Here is a 17,840-nt window from a genome sequence, read left to right as displayed (position 1 = left end):
TCCGAATGAAGTGATTGTTTATATAAAAAAAACAAATAAATAATAACGTACCTACACGGAGAGTAAAAAATGATAGCAATGGTTTCATTCATATCGTTTACTCTTTTAGTTGCTTGGATTTCATACAAAGCAACAAAAGAGGAAAACCTCAATCAAACAACTGGCTATTTCTTAGCAGGGCGCAGTTTGCCTTGGTTTGTTATTGCTGGTTCTTTATTTTTAACCAACATTTCTGCAGAACAACTTACCGGATTAAATGGTAATGCATTTATGAACGGTGCAAATGTAATGGCTTGGGAAACTGTCGCAGCCGTGACCATGATTGTGCTGGCGGTGGTATTCCTGCCAAGGTTCTTAAAAGGTGGTGTTGCAACTGTTCCTCAATTCCTTGAGCTTCGCTATGGTAAGCGTATGCGTTCGGTCGCTTCGTTTATTTTTATTTATGCAATTGTCATCGGTTTTCTTCCATTTGTTTTGTATGCCGGAGCAATTACGCTAGGTAAATTGTTCGCTGTTTCAGATATTTTAGGAGTAAGTGAAAATGCAGCGACATGGATTATGGTTATTAGTCTAGGTATTACTGGCGGAATTTATGCAGTATTTGGAGGATTAAAAGCGGTAGCGGTTTCAGATACCGTCAATGGGGTTGGTTTACTTTTTGGTGGATTCTTAGTTCCAATTCTTGCCCTTTATCAATTAGGCGATAGCAGTATAGCTGATGGCTTTAATATTGTTATCAGTGAGTCGCCAGAGCGCATGGCTGCGGCAGGTATCGGTGAAGGCGCTTCTGTACCTTGGCATACACTTTTCTCTGGTATTTTACTGATCAATTTATTCTATTGGTGTACTAACCAAGCTATCGTTCAGCGTTCGTTAGGGGCTAAAAATTTAGCAGAAGGACAAAAGGGTGTGCTCGCTGCCGCTATGATGAAAGTGTTTGGTGTTGCTATGTTGGTTCTTCCAGGCATCATTGCTTGGCATATGCATCAAAAAGGTATGATTACCGTACCGACACAAGGTATCACCGATGCAGGTGAAGTTATTTTAGCCAAAGATATGGCGTATCCAACGTTAGTACGTGAAGTGATGCCATCTTGGCTAACCGGATTCTTCGGTGCAGTGTTATTTGGTGCTGTGATGAGTTCATTTAACAGTGGAGTGAATAGCATTTCAACCTTGGTGAGTTTAGATATTTATAAACAGATAATTAATCCGACCGCCGATGATTTAAGTGTGGTGCGTATAGGGAAAATCTTTGGTTCAGTAACCATTGCCATCTGTGTTTGTATTGCTCCTTGGATCGCTCAATCGGATGGTTTGTATACGTTAATGAGAACCATTATGGCGGTAATTAATGTACCAATTCTAACGGTTGTTTTGGTTGGTGTGGTTTCTAAACGAACACCTGCATTAAGCGCATACATTGCATTGCCAATCGGCATGTTAACTTTTTTTATCGCTAATTTTGTACTTAAAAATGACTTCGGTTGGTTTCAATTACATTGGTTGCATACTGTTGGTCTGAATTTCTTATGGATGGTGGCTATTATGATGCTTGTGCGATATATCAAACCTATGGACACTCCTTACCAACAAAAAGCCACAGATGAAGTTGAAGTTCAACCATGGAAACATGCGACAACAGCAAGCTGGACAATTATCGCTATGCTGGCTGTACTTTACACCGTTTTTTCTAACATCGGTATTTTAGGTAGTCAAGGAAGTGTGATTAAAGTGGCGGCAGTCTTGATAAGTGTGGCGGCGATTTGTTATGGAATACATCGGTTGATTCAGAGGAAAACCCAACAGAATGTCATTGCAGAAAAACTGACCTAACAAAAAGCTTACTTAACTAGGGCAGGGATCTAAACCTGTCCTTTTACCTACATTTAATTATCAACTTATTGGCTTCTATTTTGGATATATATGATGAATCAAAAATTCTTAAAACCTAAACTGCGCGAAGGTGGCTACAACACGGATCCTTCGGTCAAGAAACCTAACATGATTTTCATTACGGTTGATATGATCTCACCAGATTGTTACTTCGATAATCGACCACTTTCTCAAGTAATTAATACACCAAATATTAATGCAATAGCGAAAGATGGAACACGTTTTACACGTACGTATACGACTAGTCCTTTATGCGGTCCAGCAAGAGCTGCGATGTTTACTGGTATGCATCCACCTTACTTAACCAACGGTGAACGTGCACCATCTGGTTCGCAAGTTGATTTACGGGTAAGCGATACAATTTTTCAAGATTATCTTAAATCGGAAGGCTACGTGATGAAACACTCTGGTAAGTGTCACGTTGGTGTGGATAAATTTATTGGTACTTTTGGTGAAAACTTACACGCTTGGGATCGTTGGGGGCCACCATTAGCCGATGATGATCGATACCTTGATTTCATTGATGATATGGCAGTGAAATTACCACGTTATCGTCGTGAGCTTAAAGGATTACGCGTCGATAGAGAAACGCCTGCTAATTCATTTGGCGGTTGGATAGAGCAACAAGACGGTTCAGATTTTCCCAAAGAGGCACATTATTCTACGTTTCTTGCCGATCTCACGGTTCGTCAAATAAAAGCAGCACGAAGACAAGAACCTAACCAACCATTTTTCGCACAAATAGACTTTTTTGATCCACATCAACCCTATTCGATACCTAGTGGTTTTGAACAAAGGTACCAAGAGATTAAACGTGCGGTAAAACTACCTGCGAGTTATCTCGGTCTTGAGCAATCTGATCAAATGCCAGATAACCCTATTTATCATCTGTACCGAAAATATTGGGGTATGTACGATGAACAGACCGTGATTGATTATATTGTCGGTCATTTACTTCAAGTTGAAGTGATTGATTATGCGGTTGGTCGTATTATTAACTATCTTAAAGCCGAAGGTCTTTGGGATGAGAGTGTGGTGGTATTTTCTGCCGACCATGGCGACATGAATGGCCGTCTGGGAATGGCAGATAAAGGTGTGTATTTCCAGCCAGATATCTTTGCTATTCCGTTATATTTAAAACCGCCAAAATCAGCTCTACCAGTGGCCAAAAATGTCGATACCGTATGTTCTGCATTGGATATAGCGCCAACATTACTCAGATTTGCCGGTATAGATAAACCTTGCCATATGGAAGGAAGTGAGTTGTTGAAAGTAGCAAAAGGGCAGGATAGAGATAAGTTGGAACCGGTATTTCAAACGGGCATGCATGTAGGTATGAACCTAGGCGCGGGTATTCGCATCGAACTAATGGGAAAAGAGTGGTTCTATGGCTATAACGTATCAACTGGTTATCAAGAACTTTATGATGTTGATGCCGATGTTCAAGTTAATCAGTTTTACCAAACTCTCGGCATAGAGTTGCGTCCGCAGTTGGTAAATAAAATGGCTGAAGTGTTAAGTTCAGATCCGCGCTGGCGTGGCTATTGGGCTTCATATCGTCTTCACAATATGGAGTATTTGTCTGAGGACGCTAATAATGATATGCAGATGCTTAAGCCAATCTATTAATTGACTTCAAGCAATGGTCTCCTCCCAAATCAATATAACGGTCTGCGATTGAACAAGAATAAATACAATCCAGCTGGGAGCAGACCTTTTTCCTTGACGATGCATAAGAGATCAGTGATTCAAAATTCAGCTAGTGCTATTCACCTCTACACCACTCTTTTTTAAAAATAGGTTTATTCTTATTGTTAAAATAGAATGCCGTACTGATGGCAACGAATAAAAAAGTAAAGTAATAAAAGAAAGAAGAAAGCGAAGCTAAGAAGTCAATATGCTGTTCTATTTGTTGTTCAGTGTAATTATTAGAAAGCAGTTTATAGTAATAAGCATACAAGATACCGATAGATCCATAGCCAAGATTAAACATTAGCCCCTTAAAGCTTAGTACCGTTGCTCTATTGTGTGATTCGGTCTGTTTATTAAGGTGGTAACTAATGAAAATATTCATTGTCATAATAATAAATATTAAGATTAGGGCAGGAATTACTCCGTAAATCGACCAACCTAAACTTATCCCATAGTAACTCGCAATACAGGCGAACCCCATCACTGCAATGAACTTTTTAGGCTCCATGCTTTCTGCTAATCGACGGCTTTGCGCGGCTAAAATAATCTTGAGTAAACTTATCCCTGCGCCAATTAAACCGAAATAAATAATTGGTATGTCGATAGCCTTATAGTATTGGCTGTTCATGGTTAAAAACATTCGAGACGTGTGTTCGAACAAGCTGTAATAGAGCAAAATAAATAGTACATAAGGGGTAGAAATCACCCACTTTCCTGTGACTAGTGTGAGTTTTAAACTGGCAATTGTGGTGGTTATTTTATTGTGATTATGTGGTAAGTGTTTTTGCTCTTCTTCCATATTGAACGCTGAATAAATGGCAACCATAGCGACAAGCAAGGTAGCATAAACAGGGATGCGCATGATTTCCTGGGTGCTTTCTGGTTCTGTTAAGCCGAGTATATGATAAATGTGAGCCATTACGTTTACGTCGTACATGGCTGCACCCAGCAAGGTGACAAAAATGCCGATACTAGAGGAAAGACGCAGTTGGATTTGTAGAACTCTTGGCCACAACTCTTCTTTGCCTTGTTCCTTTAAGGTGTCATAAGCTAAGGCTTCATCGGCACCGCTTGCTAAAGCCATGGCTAAGCCACTTAATATTCGGTTAATCAAAAAGACAACGAAGACCAAAGAAGGGTTGCCAGTAGGAACGACAGCGATCATGGTGATTTCAATAAACATGACAATTGAAGACAATATCACCAGTTTTTTACGTCCCAGAGTATCGGCAAATGCACCTGATGGAACTTCCGCTAGAACAATGGTTGCGGCCCAAACTACGTTAAGCATGGCAAATTGAGACAGACTTAAACCGTAGTCTAAGTAGAGCAAGGTAAATACTGGATAATAAAAACGTGCAAAGTAGCTGCTTCGAAACATTAAGAAGTAGCGTACATTACCGATTTGAAGAATTTCTTTAAGCGTCATGAAAAATACAAAACTTTAAATTATATAAGATCATGTATATACCTCTTTTACTCAATAGTAAAAGGTCAGTTGTTAAACTGTCGAGTTTTAGCCATAACGTTCACTGTTCTGATTGAATAACGAGAGGTACAATTTCGTGGGTTTGTGCGGTTGTTAAACAAGACATAGACAAAAGAAAAAGCGGTAGAGTAATAAACTCCACCGCCTGAATGATCGAAGGTTTATTGAATAGTTTAGAAACTATGAACTGAACTCACTGCTATCTATATTAAGTAAGCGACCTATTCCTTCACCGTATGCAGGATCGGCTTTGAAACAATGTCTTAAATGACGAAGCTGGATTTCTTTAGGTACACCATTTAAATTACGCGCAGTGTTATCAAATAGAATGGCTTGTTGCTCTGCAGTCATCAAACGGAATAGATCACCCGGCTGAGAAAAGTAGTCTTCATCTTCACGATGATCCCAATGTGCAGCTGCGCCATCCAACTCTAATGCTGATTCAGCAAAATCTGCTTGCTCGGCCCATTGGCCTTGGTCGTTTGGCTCATAACCTAATGTACTACCAAAGTTACCATCTACTCGCATTGCGCCGTCACGGTGGTAACTGTGTACCGGGCAACGAGGTGCATTGACTGGTATATGCTGATGATTCACCCCTAAACGGTAGCGTTGTGCATCTCCATAAGCAAACAACCGTCCTTGTAGCATTTTATCTGGTGAGAAACTGATACCCGGAACAACGTTGGCAGGGTTGAATGCCGATTGCTCGACTTCTGCGAAGAAGTTTTGCGGATTACGATTCAATTCAAATTCACCTACTTCAATCAATGGATAATCTTTATGTGGCCAAATCTTAGTAAGATCGAAAGGATTATAAGGCACTTTTGCGGCATCTTCTTCTGGCATGATTTGAACTTTTAAGGTCCATTTAGGAAAATCGTTATTGTCGATGCTTTCCAAAAGGTCACGTTGATGGCTTTCACGATCATCACCAATCACTTGAGCCGCCTCTGTATCTGACAAGTTTTTAATGCCTTGCTGAGATTTGAAGTGGAATTTAACCCAAAAACGCTCATTATCTGCGTTAATAAAGCTAAAGGTATGGCTACCAAAACCGTGCATATGGCGATAAGTGGCAGGAATACCGCGATCACTCATTACGATAGTAACTTGGTGTAATGCCTCGGGTAGAGAAGTCCAAAAATCCCAATTGTTTTTTGCACTACGTAGGTTGGTTCTAGGATCACGTTTAACTGCGTGGTTGAGGTCAGGGAATTTAAGTGGATCACGCAAGAAGAAGACAGGGGTATTGTTCCCCACCATATCCCAATTGCCTTCTTCAGTATAAAATTTTAACGCAAAACCGCGAATATCACGCTCTGCATCAGCCGCTCCACGTTCACCCGCTACAGTTGTAAAGCGAGCAAATAACTCGGTTTTCTTACCTATTTCAGAAAACAATTTTGCTTTAGTGTATTGCGTAATATCATGAGTAACAGTGAAAGTACCATAAGCGCCAGATCCTTTTGCATGCATGCGACGTTCAGGAATTACCTCTCGATCAAAATGCGCCAGTTTTTCTAAAAACCAAACATCCTGTAACAGTTGAGGGCCACGCTTACCTGCTGTTTGTACATTTTGGTTGTGAGCGACAGGGCAGCCTGCCGCTGTGGTTAGCTTTTTACTCATGATCTAGTCCTTCTATGCAACGATACTGGCAACATTACCGTACCTAAATCGTTGGCTTTACTTTAGCTAAAGAAAAACCGTTGATTTATCATGGTTAAAGAATAGAACGATATTGGTGTTAAACCATAATTGTTTGTACTTATCGTTACAATCTATTAAACCTATCACATTGTCATATGGTTTTTCTGTTTGCTGTATATTCTGTCCATTGCATATCGTTGAATCCAAGGTGATATAGAAGTGTAAGCGATTTAAAAACTTGGTAGTTGATCCAATAATTCACATCTGAATAAATGAACAGTTGTCGATATTACTGTACAAGTTAAGGTTGTGACGTTATACCTGTCCAATAAAATGTACATGTGGCGTTTTTATGAGAATAGAATCTTTTACGGAAGCAAGAAACGGACTAAACGCTGTTGTAAATAGTGTCGTGAGTGACGTAGATACAACCGTTATTATCCGTCATGACTCTGAAGATGTTGTTGTTGGTCGTGTTCATTCAAAAGAACAGGTGTTAGATCGCCTTCGCGCTGCAAGGAGCTAACTCTTGGAAGTTGTTTTTACTGAAATGGCGGTTAACTGTTTATTAGAAATAGAATCTCTTGGCGTTGAAAATTAATCCCAAGAGCAAGTGGCAGTATTTACCGATGGTTTAGTAAATCAGAATTTTGATGCGATCTCTGAGAATCCTGAACGTTACAGATTCAACGCAACACTGTTAGATTTTGGCATTAAGTTTCAGGAAAGGTTAGATAGTTCATATCGATGCTTATATGAAGTAATCGATAATAAAGCTTATGTGATGCTTATTTTGCATACCAAGCAAGATCTGATTAGCGCTCTATATCGGCATCAGATAATCAAGAATTTGAATTAGATAAGTTAGTTTAATGAGAGGACAGTCTAACAGACCGTTCTCTCAAGGGTTCGTTACAGGTAACGACTTCTCAAATGCGCTTGAAAGTGATCAGCATTTAACGTCTCACCAGTTGCAGATTTAACCAACTCATCTGTGGTCAACAAACTCCCTTTACTCCAGATATTCTCCGATAGCCAAGTAAAAATAGGGGATAGGTCACCAATTTGAATTACTGAATCAACATCAATAGTTTTCTTCATTGAAGCCATAAATTGAGCAGCATACATCGCACCTAATGTATAGGAAGGGAAATATCCGAATGCGCCGTCTGTCCAGTGAATATCTTGCATGCAACCATTTTGGTAATGGTCTTTAGTGGTTAATCCTAAATAGGCTTTCATTTTTGTATCCCATAACTCCGGTACATCGGAATAAGAGATTTTTCCGTTAATCAGATCTTTCTCAATTTCATAACGTAAAATCACGTGAGCAGGGTAGGTTAACTCATCTGCATCGACACGGATAAAGCCTTTTTCAACTCTGGTGTATAGTTTTTGTAAATTACTTTTTTCAAAAACAGGATCATTTTTACTCTCGAACGATTTTGCCGCCATTGTGGCTAAGTGAGAAATGAAATGACCATTTCTACCGATTTGCATTTCAAAAAAGAGTGATTGAGATTCGTGGATCCCCATTGAACGAGCCTCACCCACAGGCAACCCTGCTAATGCTTTTGGCAAACCTTGTTCATATCGTGCGTGTCCTGTTTCATGGACTGTCCCCATAAGTGATTGAACAAAGTCATTGCTATCGTAACGTGTGGTCAAACGCACGTCAGTTGGAACCCCACCACAAAATGGATGGACACTTTCATCTAGCCGACCATGAGTAAAATCAAACTGAAGTAACTTCATTACTTCAAGCCCTAATGCTTTCTGGGTACTGCTACTATAGTGACCACTCGGTTTGATAAGAATATCTGATTTTTGTTGGTCGATTGCGTTATCTATTAGGTCTGGTAACCAGCTGCTTACGTCACTGAACAAGCTATCTAAAGCGTTGCTGGTCGTTCCTGGTTCATAAAGATCCAGCATGGCATCATAACGGCTAACCCCCGTTGCTTCTGCTCGGATTTGCGCTTCTTCCTGAGATAAAGTGACGACTTCTTGCCAGTTTTTTTGGAAGCCAGACCAGTCATTTTGTTCACGTTGAGTTCTCCAAGCATGTTCGCATCGAGAGCCTGCTAATGATTTTTTCTGCACTAACTCTTCTGGAAGAACATTCGCTTGCAACCAAGTACGTTTTAATTCACGTAGGCTGGCTTGTTGCTCGATGCTGAGTGACTCGTTTTCCGCTTTATCGAACCATTCGGCCAATTGTGGCTCTGTCATAAGTTTATGAATATGAACAGATAACTCTGCCATTGCTTCAGAACGCGCTTGATTGCCGCCTGTTGGCATTACTGCAGCCTGATCCCATCCGCAAATAGCGGCAAGGTGATTGAAGTGAGCGATTTTTTTTGAGTGAGTTTCGAGATCTTTGTAAGCAGACATAATAGTAACCAAAATACGAAAAAAATCAGTTTATCATTGTTATATTACGTTAGAGAAGACTTGGGTTTCGCTTAATTACCTGATATAACGAAATAACTGCAGTTTTTTTAAGGTATAACAAGGATGCATATTTTAAATATCGAATCATTTTTGATTACGATAACGATTTTAACTTTGACCCCAGGATTAGATACCGCGGTGGTTATTCGTAATACTAGCCGCTCGGGTATGAAAGATGGTTGTGTGACCAGTTTTGGTATCTGTTTAGGTTTGTTTGTGCACGCCACTTTTTCTGCTATTGGTATTTCGGCGATTTTGCTTCATTCAGCCGAAGCCTTTCAAGCGATGAAATGGATAGGTGCGGCGTATCTCATTTATCTTGGTGTAAATGGTCTGCGAGCGACCTTCAAAGGCAATAGTAGTTTAGCGATTAATGAAGCAAAACACGCTGATTTTAAAGTGATGAAATCTTTAAGAGAAGGATTTCTATCTAATGTACTAAACCCTAAAACAGCGGTGTTCTATTTAGCCTTTTTACCACAGTTTATCGATCCTGCTTACTCGCCTTTGTTGCAGTCATTAGTAATGGCAATGATTCATTTTGTTATTGCTATGGTATGGCAATGTGGTCTCGCGGGGGCGATTAATTTTGCTAAACGCTTGGTGCAAAATGGTTCTGTGATGACATGGATGGAGGGGATTACTGGTGCGGTATTGATAGCGCTTGGTATTAAGTTATTGCTAGAAGAACCACCAGTGCCGAAAATATAGCATTTTACAGGTATATTAGTTCGGTAAATGCTTTCTTTTTTAGACAGTTAGCTTTTAGACAATTAATTGCTAGACAATAGCGAACAATAAGCCCGCGAATTTTCGCGGGCTTATTGATTTTTACGGGCTTATGGATTTTTAGAGGCTGATCAATTTTAGTAAATTTATTTGTTTTAACGGTTAAGTACGGCTTCACCTTCGCCTTTAACTAATCTATTAAAATACTTATTGGTTTCATCCACTACAATATGACGTAAGGCAATTAAACCAATTAGATTTGGCACCGCCATTAATCCATTAACAATATCGGCAATGATCCAAATCATATCCAGTTTCAAGAATGCACCAGATGCTACCAATAGCAGAAAAATAATTTTGTAAGGTAATACGGCTTTGGTTCCTATCAAAAAGACAACGCAACGTTCGCCATAATAGTTCCAACCAAGAATAGTGGTGAAAGCAAAAAACATTAAACCAATAGAGACTAGCATTGGCCCCAATGTTTCCGAATGTAGACCAACAGCAAAAGCGTGAGTGGTCATCTCTGCGCCAGCGTAATCACTCTGCCAAGCACCAGTTAAAATCAACGCTAAGCCAGTCATTGTACAAATTATAATGGTATCGAAAAACGTGCCAGTCATGGATATAAGACCTTGGCGGACGCAAGAATCTGTTTTGGCTGCTGCTGCTGCCATTGGAGCGCTACCCAAACCTGATTCATTGGAAAACACACCCCGCGCGATACCAGATTGAATTGCCAACATCATGCCCGCACCTAAGAAGCCGCCAGTTGCCGCTGTTTTACTAAAGGCGGATACAATCACGAGCTCTATTGCCGAAAACAGTTGGTCAGCATTAGAAATTAAGACCGACAAGCAAGCGAGAACATAGAATACGGCCATAGTAGGAACCACTCGTCCCGCTACTTTGGCAATTGACTTGATTCCGCCAATAGTGACCACCGCAACCAATAAAGTTAACACAACCGCTGATATGTCTCTTGAAATACCAAACGAAAGTCGAGAAGCATCCAATATGGCGTTTACCTGCGGGAATGTTCCAATACCAAAACACGCTACGCCAAGAGCGAAAATAGCAAAAAGGGTTGCGAGCAGTTTTGAACCGACACCGTACTGAAGATAGTACATTGGGCCACCAACCATTTGGCCTTTGTCGTCTATTTTACGATACTTAACCGCCAGTAAGCATTCCGCATATTTGGTTGCCATGCCAAACAAAGCCGCCAACCACATCCAAAACAGTGCGCCAGGGCCGCCCAGTTTGATTGCCGTTGCAACACCGACTATGTTGCCGGTCCCGATTGTTGCTGATAATGCGGTACACAATGCCGCAAAGCTGGATACATCACCTTGCGCTTTTTTGTTGTCAGAGCGACTGAAAACTAACTTTAAAGCGGTCGGAAGATGTTTAAATTGGATCAAACCTAAGCGAAAAGTGAAATATGCTCCGGTACCAACCAGTAAAATTAAAAGTGGTGGTCCCCAAACAAAGCTGTCGACGGTTTGTAATGTAGCTTGAATGTTACTCATGATTCCCCTTAATAAAATAATAAATTATCAAGAGAAGAGGGAAGGTTGCGCTAAGGAACTCATGTTACGTTTGTAATAATTACGCCTGTTACAAGCGTTTACTACAAGGATCGTTTACTACAAAGGACCGCTTACTAAGAGGGCAGTCACTCTATGATGGATGCACAAGATACTTATAAATACACTTTCCACTCCTCTGTCCTTTTGCCTGAGAGTTTCACCTGATTACGATAATCAGATTTGCTCCTTCGGCGGCCGAATATTGTCTTTAAACTGAGCATATCGGCTCTCTCCAGAGGTTCCTCCAACGACAGTCCTTGCAATAAACCGCGGCTGTATTCGCGTGACATATTGCACCTGAAAGATTTACTTCTTCGGTGGGGTGATTTAACTAATTATTAACAAATAATTAGCGTTATACCCTCTCTCCTGGCGTCTTCATCGGAACAAATACCTGAATTATTCTATTATTCAAGTATTCTGTGCGCGGAATAATACCGGACATTTAAATGGTTGTCAGCAGCGAGATATTTGATTGCGCAAATTTCAATCGCTGAGTGGCTAATTAGTGAAAAAACAACGTAAAACTTATCAGAAGATGCTATATATAAAAGAAAACAGGAGGCCGTATGACCAGAATCGTCGCGATAGCAGCTTTTATTCTACTTGCCGTTGTTCTGATTCGTTATAGAACAAACAAGAAGGTGCAGTATGGAGTGGTACTTACATTTTTGATTGGATTGGCCACCTATATCAGCCTACTTGTAATAAGTGAATTGATTCGGTAAAGAGGAGAGAAAGAAGAGTGAATCAACCTATGAATTCTTCAGATCAAGATGATGAAGTTGTTGTTATTGAAGAGCGAGATAAGCGAACCTTAATTTATATCGGTATTGCTGCAGTGTTAGGCATTGCCGTCGGCGGTTTATTAGGGTCGGTAGTAACAGAGAATAAATGGCAACCGGCCTATCAGGCGTTGCAAGAAAAAGTTGATCAGGTCACTAAACTACATACGGATGTGGTGAATAACAAACAACAAGCAGTGGAAGATAAATTTCAGGATGTGGAGAGTGACATTCAGCGCAGAGTGAAAACGCAAGTGGATTCTATTGCTTTGCAAAGTGAGCAAGAGCAACAAAAATTGCAAGCAATGATTATTGAATTAGAAAAAGTGAATGACGAGTTTGAACTGCAGATTCAATCTCAAGCGGAACAGATTACTGACAAGCAGAAGATAATCGCTGAATTAGAACAACAAATCGCTATGCAAACCAATATATTCCAACGCTCACGGGAGTTATTTCAAAGAGAGTTGCTGATTAAGCAAGATTTAGAGCGACTGCAAGAAGAACGAGATACCCTAGAGCCAAAAGTGTCACGTTATAAAAAACAGTGTGATATTTACTTAGAAGGAACGTCTTTTGATGCAAATTCATCTGCTTGTGATAAACAAGACGAAGCAAATTCGACCCTTTCTCAGCTTGATCAAATGATAGAAATTAATAAGTTAGATCTAAGAGAGATAGAAAATATTGCCAGTAATATTGGTTTATAACGTTTGTGTCCTATTTGGCATAATATTTTAGCGCGAGGTAAGCCAGTAATCCCCAAGCGATAAATTGCATCCATAACAATTGCCATTGCTGATTAACAACGGAAAATTCGGCTCCCATTTGATTGACCTTGAGCAAAGCCTGTATTGCCGGTGTGCAAGGTATTAAATTGGAGAGCCAAATTATTGGGCTAGGGATGCTTTCCAAAGGCCAAATAAACCCTGCACTAAAAACCAAGGGCATAGAACAGACTAACACCACAACCGTAACCAACTCTCTGCGTGGTAATAGAGCGCCAAGTACGATCCCTATAAAACTACTGGTGAACAAGAAAGGCAGTAACAGTGTGAGTAATATTACTGGTTGTGCAAGTCGATGAATGGAATAAAAATCGAAACTAAAACCAAAATAGTACATGGCTAGAAAATAATAAATGAAGACAAAAATCGCTGATCGAATCACAGTCAATTTTAAAGGCGGAATTTGTGTCCAATAACCACGGCCATGTTTCTGTGTGCCACCCAATATACCCACACCCATGATTAACGTTTGCTGCAATATCAGTACAAATACCGCAGGCACTACGTAATTAACATAGCCTATTTCTGGATTAAAAGTCGGTTTCATATTTACGATGGAAGAAGCATAGTGGTGAGTGGCATTCACCATCGGTTCGCCTTCGATAAGCAAGCGATTAATTGTCGCTTTGGCTGCTAAGGTTCCACTCGCACTGGCTAACCCTTGAACTATAGTACCGTACACTAAGAAATAGGACGCATCTCCGGCAAAAGAAAGCGTCGGGCTTTTACCTAATAATAAATCTTTATAAAAATGCTCTGGAATGACTAAAATACCGTTTACATCGCCATTTAAAAACTGTTGTTTCGCTTCGGATATTGAATGGGCTCGTTCAATTAGTTGTATTTGTGGTGTGGCGTCAACCATCCTTTCTAATTGAAGGCTAGTCAAGCTGTTATCTAGATTCACCACCGTGACTTTTTGCTCTTGTGGCGTTTGTTTTGCGTAAGGTAAAGGGTACAAAAATGAATAAAAAACCACCCCGCCAAATATGGTTAGTAATATCACTGGGTTAGTGAAAATAGATTTCAATTCATTTTTAAGCAGTTCAAGGTAACTCATGATGTCACCTCCAGTTTAGCTTGATGTTTTTTACACAATAGATACGTTAATGCCAATGGAATGAGATAACCTAATAAGCCAGTTGAGATGGAGTGTATTGCATTCCATGAAGTAACACCGTAACTAGATTGGCCAATCTGCACTTCAATATAATGGCTGATAGGCAGACACGAACGCCAGATTGATGCTAAATAATTCATATCAGAAACTGGAAAGGTGACACCCATAAAGGCAAAACTTGGTGCAGTAAATGCGCCGGCAAAGCTCATCGCCCTTGCCGAATCAAGCGTTAGAAAAAAGAAAAAACAACCCATTATCACACAAGCAATTATCGTCAGTAGCTGCGCATATATCAGTGGAAATAAGGTGCCTTCAAAAGGCCATTGAAATCCTAAGTAGAACCAGGTTAAAAAGCCAAATCCAAACAATGAAAATACAGGGACATAAAAAGCAGTGATTCGACATACCTGTCGTATTGGTGACGACCCTAACATGGCTTTTAGGCCGTATATTCGATGATTGGCAGTTAAAGCCAGTATGGTTGAAACAATAATCACTATCTGCCAAAGTGCAGGAATAATAGCGCTCACCAGAAATTGGGCATAATTAGAATTTTTATTGAACAAAGGCGTGATTTGGCTCTGAATCGTTACCGTTTTTCCTGTTGCAGCAGCAATAGTGCCTGTCCCTTTAGCTAGCTGTTTTGTTACACCGATTTGAGCGTTAAATGTGGCATGAGCTTGAGCTATTGCTGAGTTGATCAATTTACCAATAAGAATGTATTGGCTATTATAAAACACCGTTACTTGCGGTAGTTTGTTCAAGTAGATATCGCGGCTATAATTGGTAGGAATGACCGCATAGGCATAAATATCGCCAGCCACAAGAGCTTGTTTAGCTTGCTGGACGCTTTGATAAACATGCGTAACCTTAAGTGATGGTGTGGCATCAAACTGTCGGATTACATTGCGAGACAAACTACTGTCTTCGAGGTTAACCACCGCAATAGATAAATCACGAGCAATACCTTGCGAAAAAATCCACCATATTGATAAAGCAAGTAAAATAGGGATCCATGTAATCGAGGATAATAACCATTTATCATTGCGCAATACATGCCATTGAGACAGCTTACTCGTAACATTGATATGTCGAGCTTTGTCTTGCAAATCTAACGATCTGTGTTGAAAATCGTCTGCCATATTATTCTTCTACGTCTAATGTGACTGAAACACTCATGCCCACCCTGAGGTTGTCAATTTTTTCTATTGGTTTTGCTTCCACTTCAAAGGTCCTTAAATCGAAGCCCTGTGAGGAATCGGTTGAACGCCAAGTCGCAAAATTACCCATTACAGAAATATGAGTTACTTCAAATTCAACGTCCGAATCTAGTGCGGGTAGGTAAGCAACAAAGCGGGAACCTTTGTTGAAGTGTTTTAGCCTGTCTTCTCTAATATTGAACACCGCCCACGCATCGTTCATATCAATTACCGTCACTACCGGGAAACCTTGAGGCGCTAATTCTCCGCTATGGAGTAGGACTTGTGACACTTCACCGTTAAACCAACTATTTATTTTGGTGTCTTTGGCATAAGCCTCGACTTCAGCAACGGCTCCGGCAGCCATGCGTTCTTTTTCATTGGCTGCTTGTTTTGTCTCTTGTCTCGCGCCTTCTTTGGCCATTTGATACATTTGATAAGCGGCGCTTTGACTATATTTGGCAGCTTGCCATTGAGTCATGGCTTCATCTCGTTTTTGTTCAGCAACCACGCCGTCATTAAAAAGGTTATCCACTCGTTGAAAGGTTTTCTCAGCTAAAGAAGCCGCAGTTTTGGCTTTTTGCCATTGATCTTTCGCCGCGGCAATTTGTTGACTTCTCGCCCCATTCTCTGCTTGAAGAGCCAGTGCTCCAGCGGCTTTTTGTCCTGCAAGAGCTTGGTCTAGTTTGGCTGTTATTTCAGGGCTGTACAAAGTAAAAATAGGGTCACCGATTGAAATAGTTTCGCCTTTTTCCACCATAACTTCATCAATACGGCCAGCAACTTTAGACGATATACTGTATTGCTGCGCTTCTATTTGCCCTTGAATTTGTACCGGTTTAGGTTGATAGGCATGATAAAAACTCAGACCAATCCAAGAACAGATACCGACAGCAGCGATTGTGATGATGATGGGTTTAACGACTTTCATTGTTCTACCTCTGATTTTACCGTCTGTGATGGATTGGATGAATATTGGTTAAAGGTTTTCATTTCACTACTCAATGCTAAAAGTTTATTCAATGAAATAAGATAATTAAAGCTAGCAACTTGTTGCTGTGTTCGTACACTGGCAACATATAATTCTGCGTCAACCACTTCTAAAGAGGTGGCAAGTCCCTGATTAAATGCTTTGGTTCTTAAGCGTAAATTTTCTTTTGCTAAGGTTAAACTAGAGTTAAGCCCTTTAACTTCTTCAATAGCTTGTTCTGCTTCAAAATAGGTTTTCTCGACCAATACCGTTAAATCGCGTTTGGCTTGCTGCCGCAGATGGTTTACTTGCAATTTGGCACTCTGTGCGGCTTGAATCGATTCGGAACGGCCATTGTTATCCAATAATGGAATGTTGACACCGACGCCAACTAACCAATCAGGAGTAAGTTGTGATGCCAAACTGTCATCTTCGTACAAGGTGTAATTACCATATAAATACACTTGTGGGTAATAACGCCCGCGTTCTGCCGATATCAATTGGCTAGCTTGCTTATCTTTCGCCTCTAATATAGATAAACCAGGATAGGTGGTTAGCGTTTGAGTGGTAAACGCACTTAGCGGAGGTAATTTATCGTTGATAAATAGCGTGGTTTTTGGCAGAACAGCTTGATCTTGATTTAGGATCTGCGTTAAGGCGGAGATAGCAATTTCGACGTCTTTTTGTGATTTTTTTCTATCCACTATCGCTTTGTCTAATGATGCTTCTGCTTGCAGCCGTTCTACTCGGGCTATTTGGCCTTGTTGTTCCAATTTGATCGCAAAATCGCGATGTTTAGTCAGTCCTTTCTCGACCGATATCTTGGTTTGTAAAACATCTTTGGCCAGTACGACACCAAAATAATATTTTGCCAGATCGTCATATTGCGCTTGCGTTTCCATAGCCAGTTGTGCGACAGCTTGGTCGGTTTGTCCCGATGCAATTGCTTGTGCCGCGTCTATTCTGCCACCAGTAAAGATAGGCCATATGGCACGGATAGATGAATTAAACAGATCTTTTTCTGTCACGGTGGAGGTTATACCCGCTAAAAGCGAACTTAAGCCGGTAGACGCTAACAATGCACTCCCTGTTGAATTCAGGCTGCCTGCTAATTGTTCGCCTGTTACGGTAACATCATCGTCTAATCTTGTGTAATTAGCCCCTAAAGTGATGGAAGGTAAATTTAGAGCAGATTTCGCTTTTTCTAGTTGCTGATAACGATCAACATTGGCTCGTTGTGCTGCGATAGCACTATTTTCTGTTTGCAGTAATCCCCAAGCATCTTCAAAACTGATTTCGCCAGCAAAGCTCGCCGAACTAACGAGACTAGAGGTAGAAAATACAACAGATGCAAACAGAAATGTGATCTTGCTTTTGTGATTCATAGCAAAACAACCTTAGGACAATAAAAATAGAGCATATACTCTAGGTAAAGTCAGTTCAACATGATTGGGTTAAAACTTTACTAACCAC

At 40.4% G+C, this 17,840-nt stretch carries 13 protein-coding genes and 1 riboswitch; of the genes, 5 read left to right on the top strand and 8 right to left on the bottom strand.

Features of this window, described 5'->3' with window-relative positions; genetic code table 11:
- Positions 1–69 precede the first annotated feature (69 nt).
- On the top strand, positions 70–1,836 hold the full coding sequence (locus ACLKML_RS18915; RefSeq protein ID WP_413284515.1) for a solute:sodium symporter family transporter: 1,767 nt from the start codon (positions 70–72) through the stop codon (positions 1,834–1,836).
- Positions 1,837–1,926: 90 nt separating this feature from the next.
- Complete coding sequence (locus ACLKML_RS18910) at positions 1,927–3,525, top strand: sulfatase-like hydrolase/transferase (protein WP_413284514.1); 1,599 nt, start codon at positions 1,927–1,929, stop codon at positions 3,523–3,525.
- A 136-nt stretch (positions 3,526–3,661) separates the two neighbouring features.
- Here the strand turns inward: ACLKML_RS18910 and ACLKML_RS18905 are convergent, their stop codons facing one another.
- Positions 3,662–5,017 (bottom strand): MFS transporter, encoded by a 1,356-nt coding sequence (locus ACLKML_RS18905; RefSeq protein ID WP_413284513.1) that lies wholly within the window; start codon positions 5,015–5,017, stop codon positions 3,662–3,664.
- A 240-nt stretch (positions 5,018–5,257) separates the two neighbouring features.
- On the bottom strand, positions 5,258–6,709 hold the full coding sequence (locus ACLKML_RS18900) for a catalase (protein ID WP_413284512.1): 1,452 nt from the start codon (positions 6,707–6,709) through the stop codon (positions 5,258–5,260).
- A 373-nt stretch (positions 6,710–7,082) separates the two neighbouring features.
- On the opposite strand from ACLKML_RS18900, the gene ACLKML_RS18895 reads away from it, so the two are divergent.
- A complete protein-coding gene (locus tag ACLKML_RS18895) occupies positions 7,083–7,256 on the top strand; it encodes a hypothetical protein (protein WP_413284511.1) in 174 nt (57 codons plus the stop codon).
- A 386-nt stretch (positions 7,257–7,642) separates the two neighbouring features.
- Here the strand turns inward: ACLKML_RS18895 and ACLKML_RS18890 are convergent, their stop codons facing one another.
- Positions 7,643–9,124, bottom strand: coding sequence for a carboxypeptidase M32 (locus tag ACLKML_RS18890; RefSeq protein ID WP_413284510.1), 1,482 nt, complete (start codon positions 9,122–9,124; stop codon positions 7,643–7,645).
- A gap of 123 nt (positions 9,125–9,247) precedes the next feature.
- Here ACLKML_RS18890 and ACLKML_RS18885 point away from each other — a divergent pair, with 123 nt between their 5' ends.
- Positions 9,248–9,895: a LysE family translocator gene (locus ACLKML_RS18885; RefSeq protein WP_317715088.1), complete on the top strand. Its 648-nt coding sequence runs from the start codon at positions 9,248–9,250 to the stop codon at positions 9,893–9,895.
- 173 nt (positions 9,896–10,068) lie between these two features.
- On the opposite strand, the gene ACLKML_RS18880 is transcribed toward ACLKML_RS18885, so the two are convergent.
- Positions 10,069–11,445: an alanine/glycine:cation symporter family protein gene (locus ACLKML_RS18880; RefSeq protein ID WP_413284509.1), complete on the bottom strand. Its 1,377-nt coding sequence runs from the start codon at positions 11,443–11,445 to the stop codon at positions 10,069–10,071.
- 186 nt (positions 11,446–11,631) lie between these two features.
- A riboswitch (glycine riboswitch) is annotated at positions 11,632–11,751 on the bottom strand.
- Positions 11,752–12,262: 511 nt separating this feature from the next.
- Between ACLKML_RS18880 and ACLKML_RS18875 the strand changes: the two genes are divergently transcribed.
- Positions 12,263–13,000 carry a chromosome partitioning protein ParA gene (locus ACLKML_RS18875; RefSeq protein ID WP_413284508.1) on the top strand — a complete coding sequence of 246 codons (738 nt, stop codon included), beginning with the start codon at positions 12,263–12,265 and terminating at the stop codon, positions 12,998–13,000.
- 10 nt (positions 13,001–13,010) lie between these two features.
- On the opposite strand, the gene ACLKML_RS18870 is transcribed toward ACLKML_RS18875, so the two are convergent.
- Genes ACLKML_RS18870 through ACLKML_RS18855 form a run of 4 tightly spaced genes read right to left on the bottom strand, consistent with a single transcriptional unit; the run spans position 13,011 to position 17,752 of the window.
- On the bottom strand, positions 13,011–14,138 hold the full coding sequence (locus ACLKML_RS18870; protein ID WP_413284507.1) for an ABC transporter permease: 1,128 nt from the start codon (positions 14,136–14,138) through the stop codon (positions 13,011–13,013).
- Positions 14,135–15,340 (bottom strand): ABC transporter permease, encoded by a 1,206-nt coding sequence (locus ACLKML_RS18865; RefSeq protein WP_413284506.1) that lies wholly within the window; start codon positions 15,338–15,340, stop codon positions 14,135–14,137. The genes ACLKML_RS18870 and ACLKML_RS18865 overlap by 4 nt, the downstream gene beginning before the upstream one ends.
- 1 nt (position 15,341) lies before the next feature.
- A complete protein-coding gene (locus ACLKML_RS18860) occupies positions 15,342–16,328 on the bottom strand; it encodes an HlyD family secretion protein (RefSeq protein ID WP_413284505.1) in 987 nt (328 codons plus the stop codon).
- Positions 16,325–17,752, bottom strand: a complete 1,428-nt coding sequence (locus tag ACLKML_RS18855; RefSeq protein ID WP_413284504.1) for a TolC family protein — start codon at positions 17,750–17,752, stop codon at positions 16,325–16,327. Before ACLKML_RS18855 ends, ACLKML_RS18860 begins: the two co-directional genes overlap by 4 nt.
- Positions 17,753–17,840: the final 88 nt, after the last annotated feature.

Source organism: Vibrio sp. MA40-2, assembly GCF_047302445.1.
Classification (GTDB): Bacteria; Pseudomonadota; Gammaproteobacteria; order Enterobacterales; family Vibrionaceae; genus Vibrio.
This window is presented reverse-complemented; position numbering and strand designations above follow the sequence as displayed.

Bases quoted from the DNA above. Each gene is read 5' to 3' on its own strand.
- ACLKML_RS18905 (WP_413284513.1), bottom strand. From the start codon at position 5,017: ATGACGCTTAAAGAAATTCTTCAAATCGGTAATGTACGCTACTTCTTA.
- ACLKML_RS18880 (WP_413284509.1), bottom strand. From the start codon at position 11,445: ATGAGTAACATTCAAGCTACATTACAAACCGTCGACAGCTTTGTTTGG.
- ACLKML_RS18885 (WP_317715088.1), top strand. From the start codon at position 9,248: ATGCATATTTTAAATATCGAATCATTTTTGATTACGATAACGATTTTA.
- ACLKML_RS18860 (WP_413284505.1), bottom strand. From the start codon at position 16,328: ATGAAAGTCGTTAAACCCATCATCATCACAATCGCTGCTGTCGGTATC.
- ACLKML_RS18890 (WP_413284510.1), bottom strand. From the start codon at position 9,124: ATGTCTGCTTACAAAGATCTCGAAACTCACTCAAAAAAAATCGCTCAC.
- ACLKML_RS18900 (WP_413284512.1), bottom strand. From the start codon at position 6,709: ATGAGTAAAAAGCTAACCACAGCGGCAGGCTGCCCTGTCGCTCACAAC.
- ACLKML_RS18875 (WP_413284508.1), top strand. From the start codon at position 12,263: ATGAATTCTTCAGATCAAGATGATGAAGTTGTTGTTATTGAAGAGCGA.
- ACLKML_RS18870 (WP_413284507.1), bottom strand. From the start codon at position 14,138: ATGAGTTACCTTGAACTGCTTAAAAATGAATTGAAATCTATTTTCACT.
- ACLKML_RS18895 (WP_413284511.1), top strand. From the start codon at position 7,083: ATGAGAATAGAATCTTTTACGGAAGCAAGAAACGGACTAAACGCTGTT.
- ACLKML_RS18855 (WP_413284504.1), bottom strand. From the start codon at position 17,752: ATGAATCACAAAAGCAAGATCACATTTCTGTTTGCATCTGTTGTATTT.
- ACLKML_RS18865 (WP_413284506.1), bottom strand. From the start codon at position 15,340: ATGGCAGACGATTTTCAACACAGATCGTTAGATTTGCAAGACAAAGCT.
- ACLKML_RS18915 (WP_413284515.1), top strand. From the start codon at position 70: ATGATAGCAATGGTTTCATTCATATCGTTTACTCTTTTAGTTGCTTGG.
- ACLKML_RS18910 (WP_413284514.1), top strand. From the start codon at position 1,927: ATGATGAATCAAAAATTCTTAAAACCTAAACTGCGCGAAGGTGGCTAC.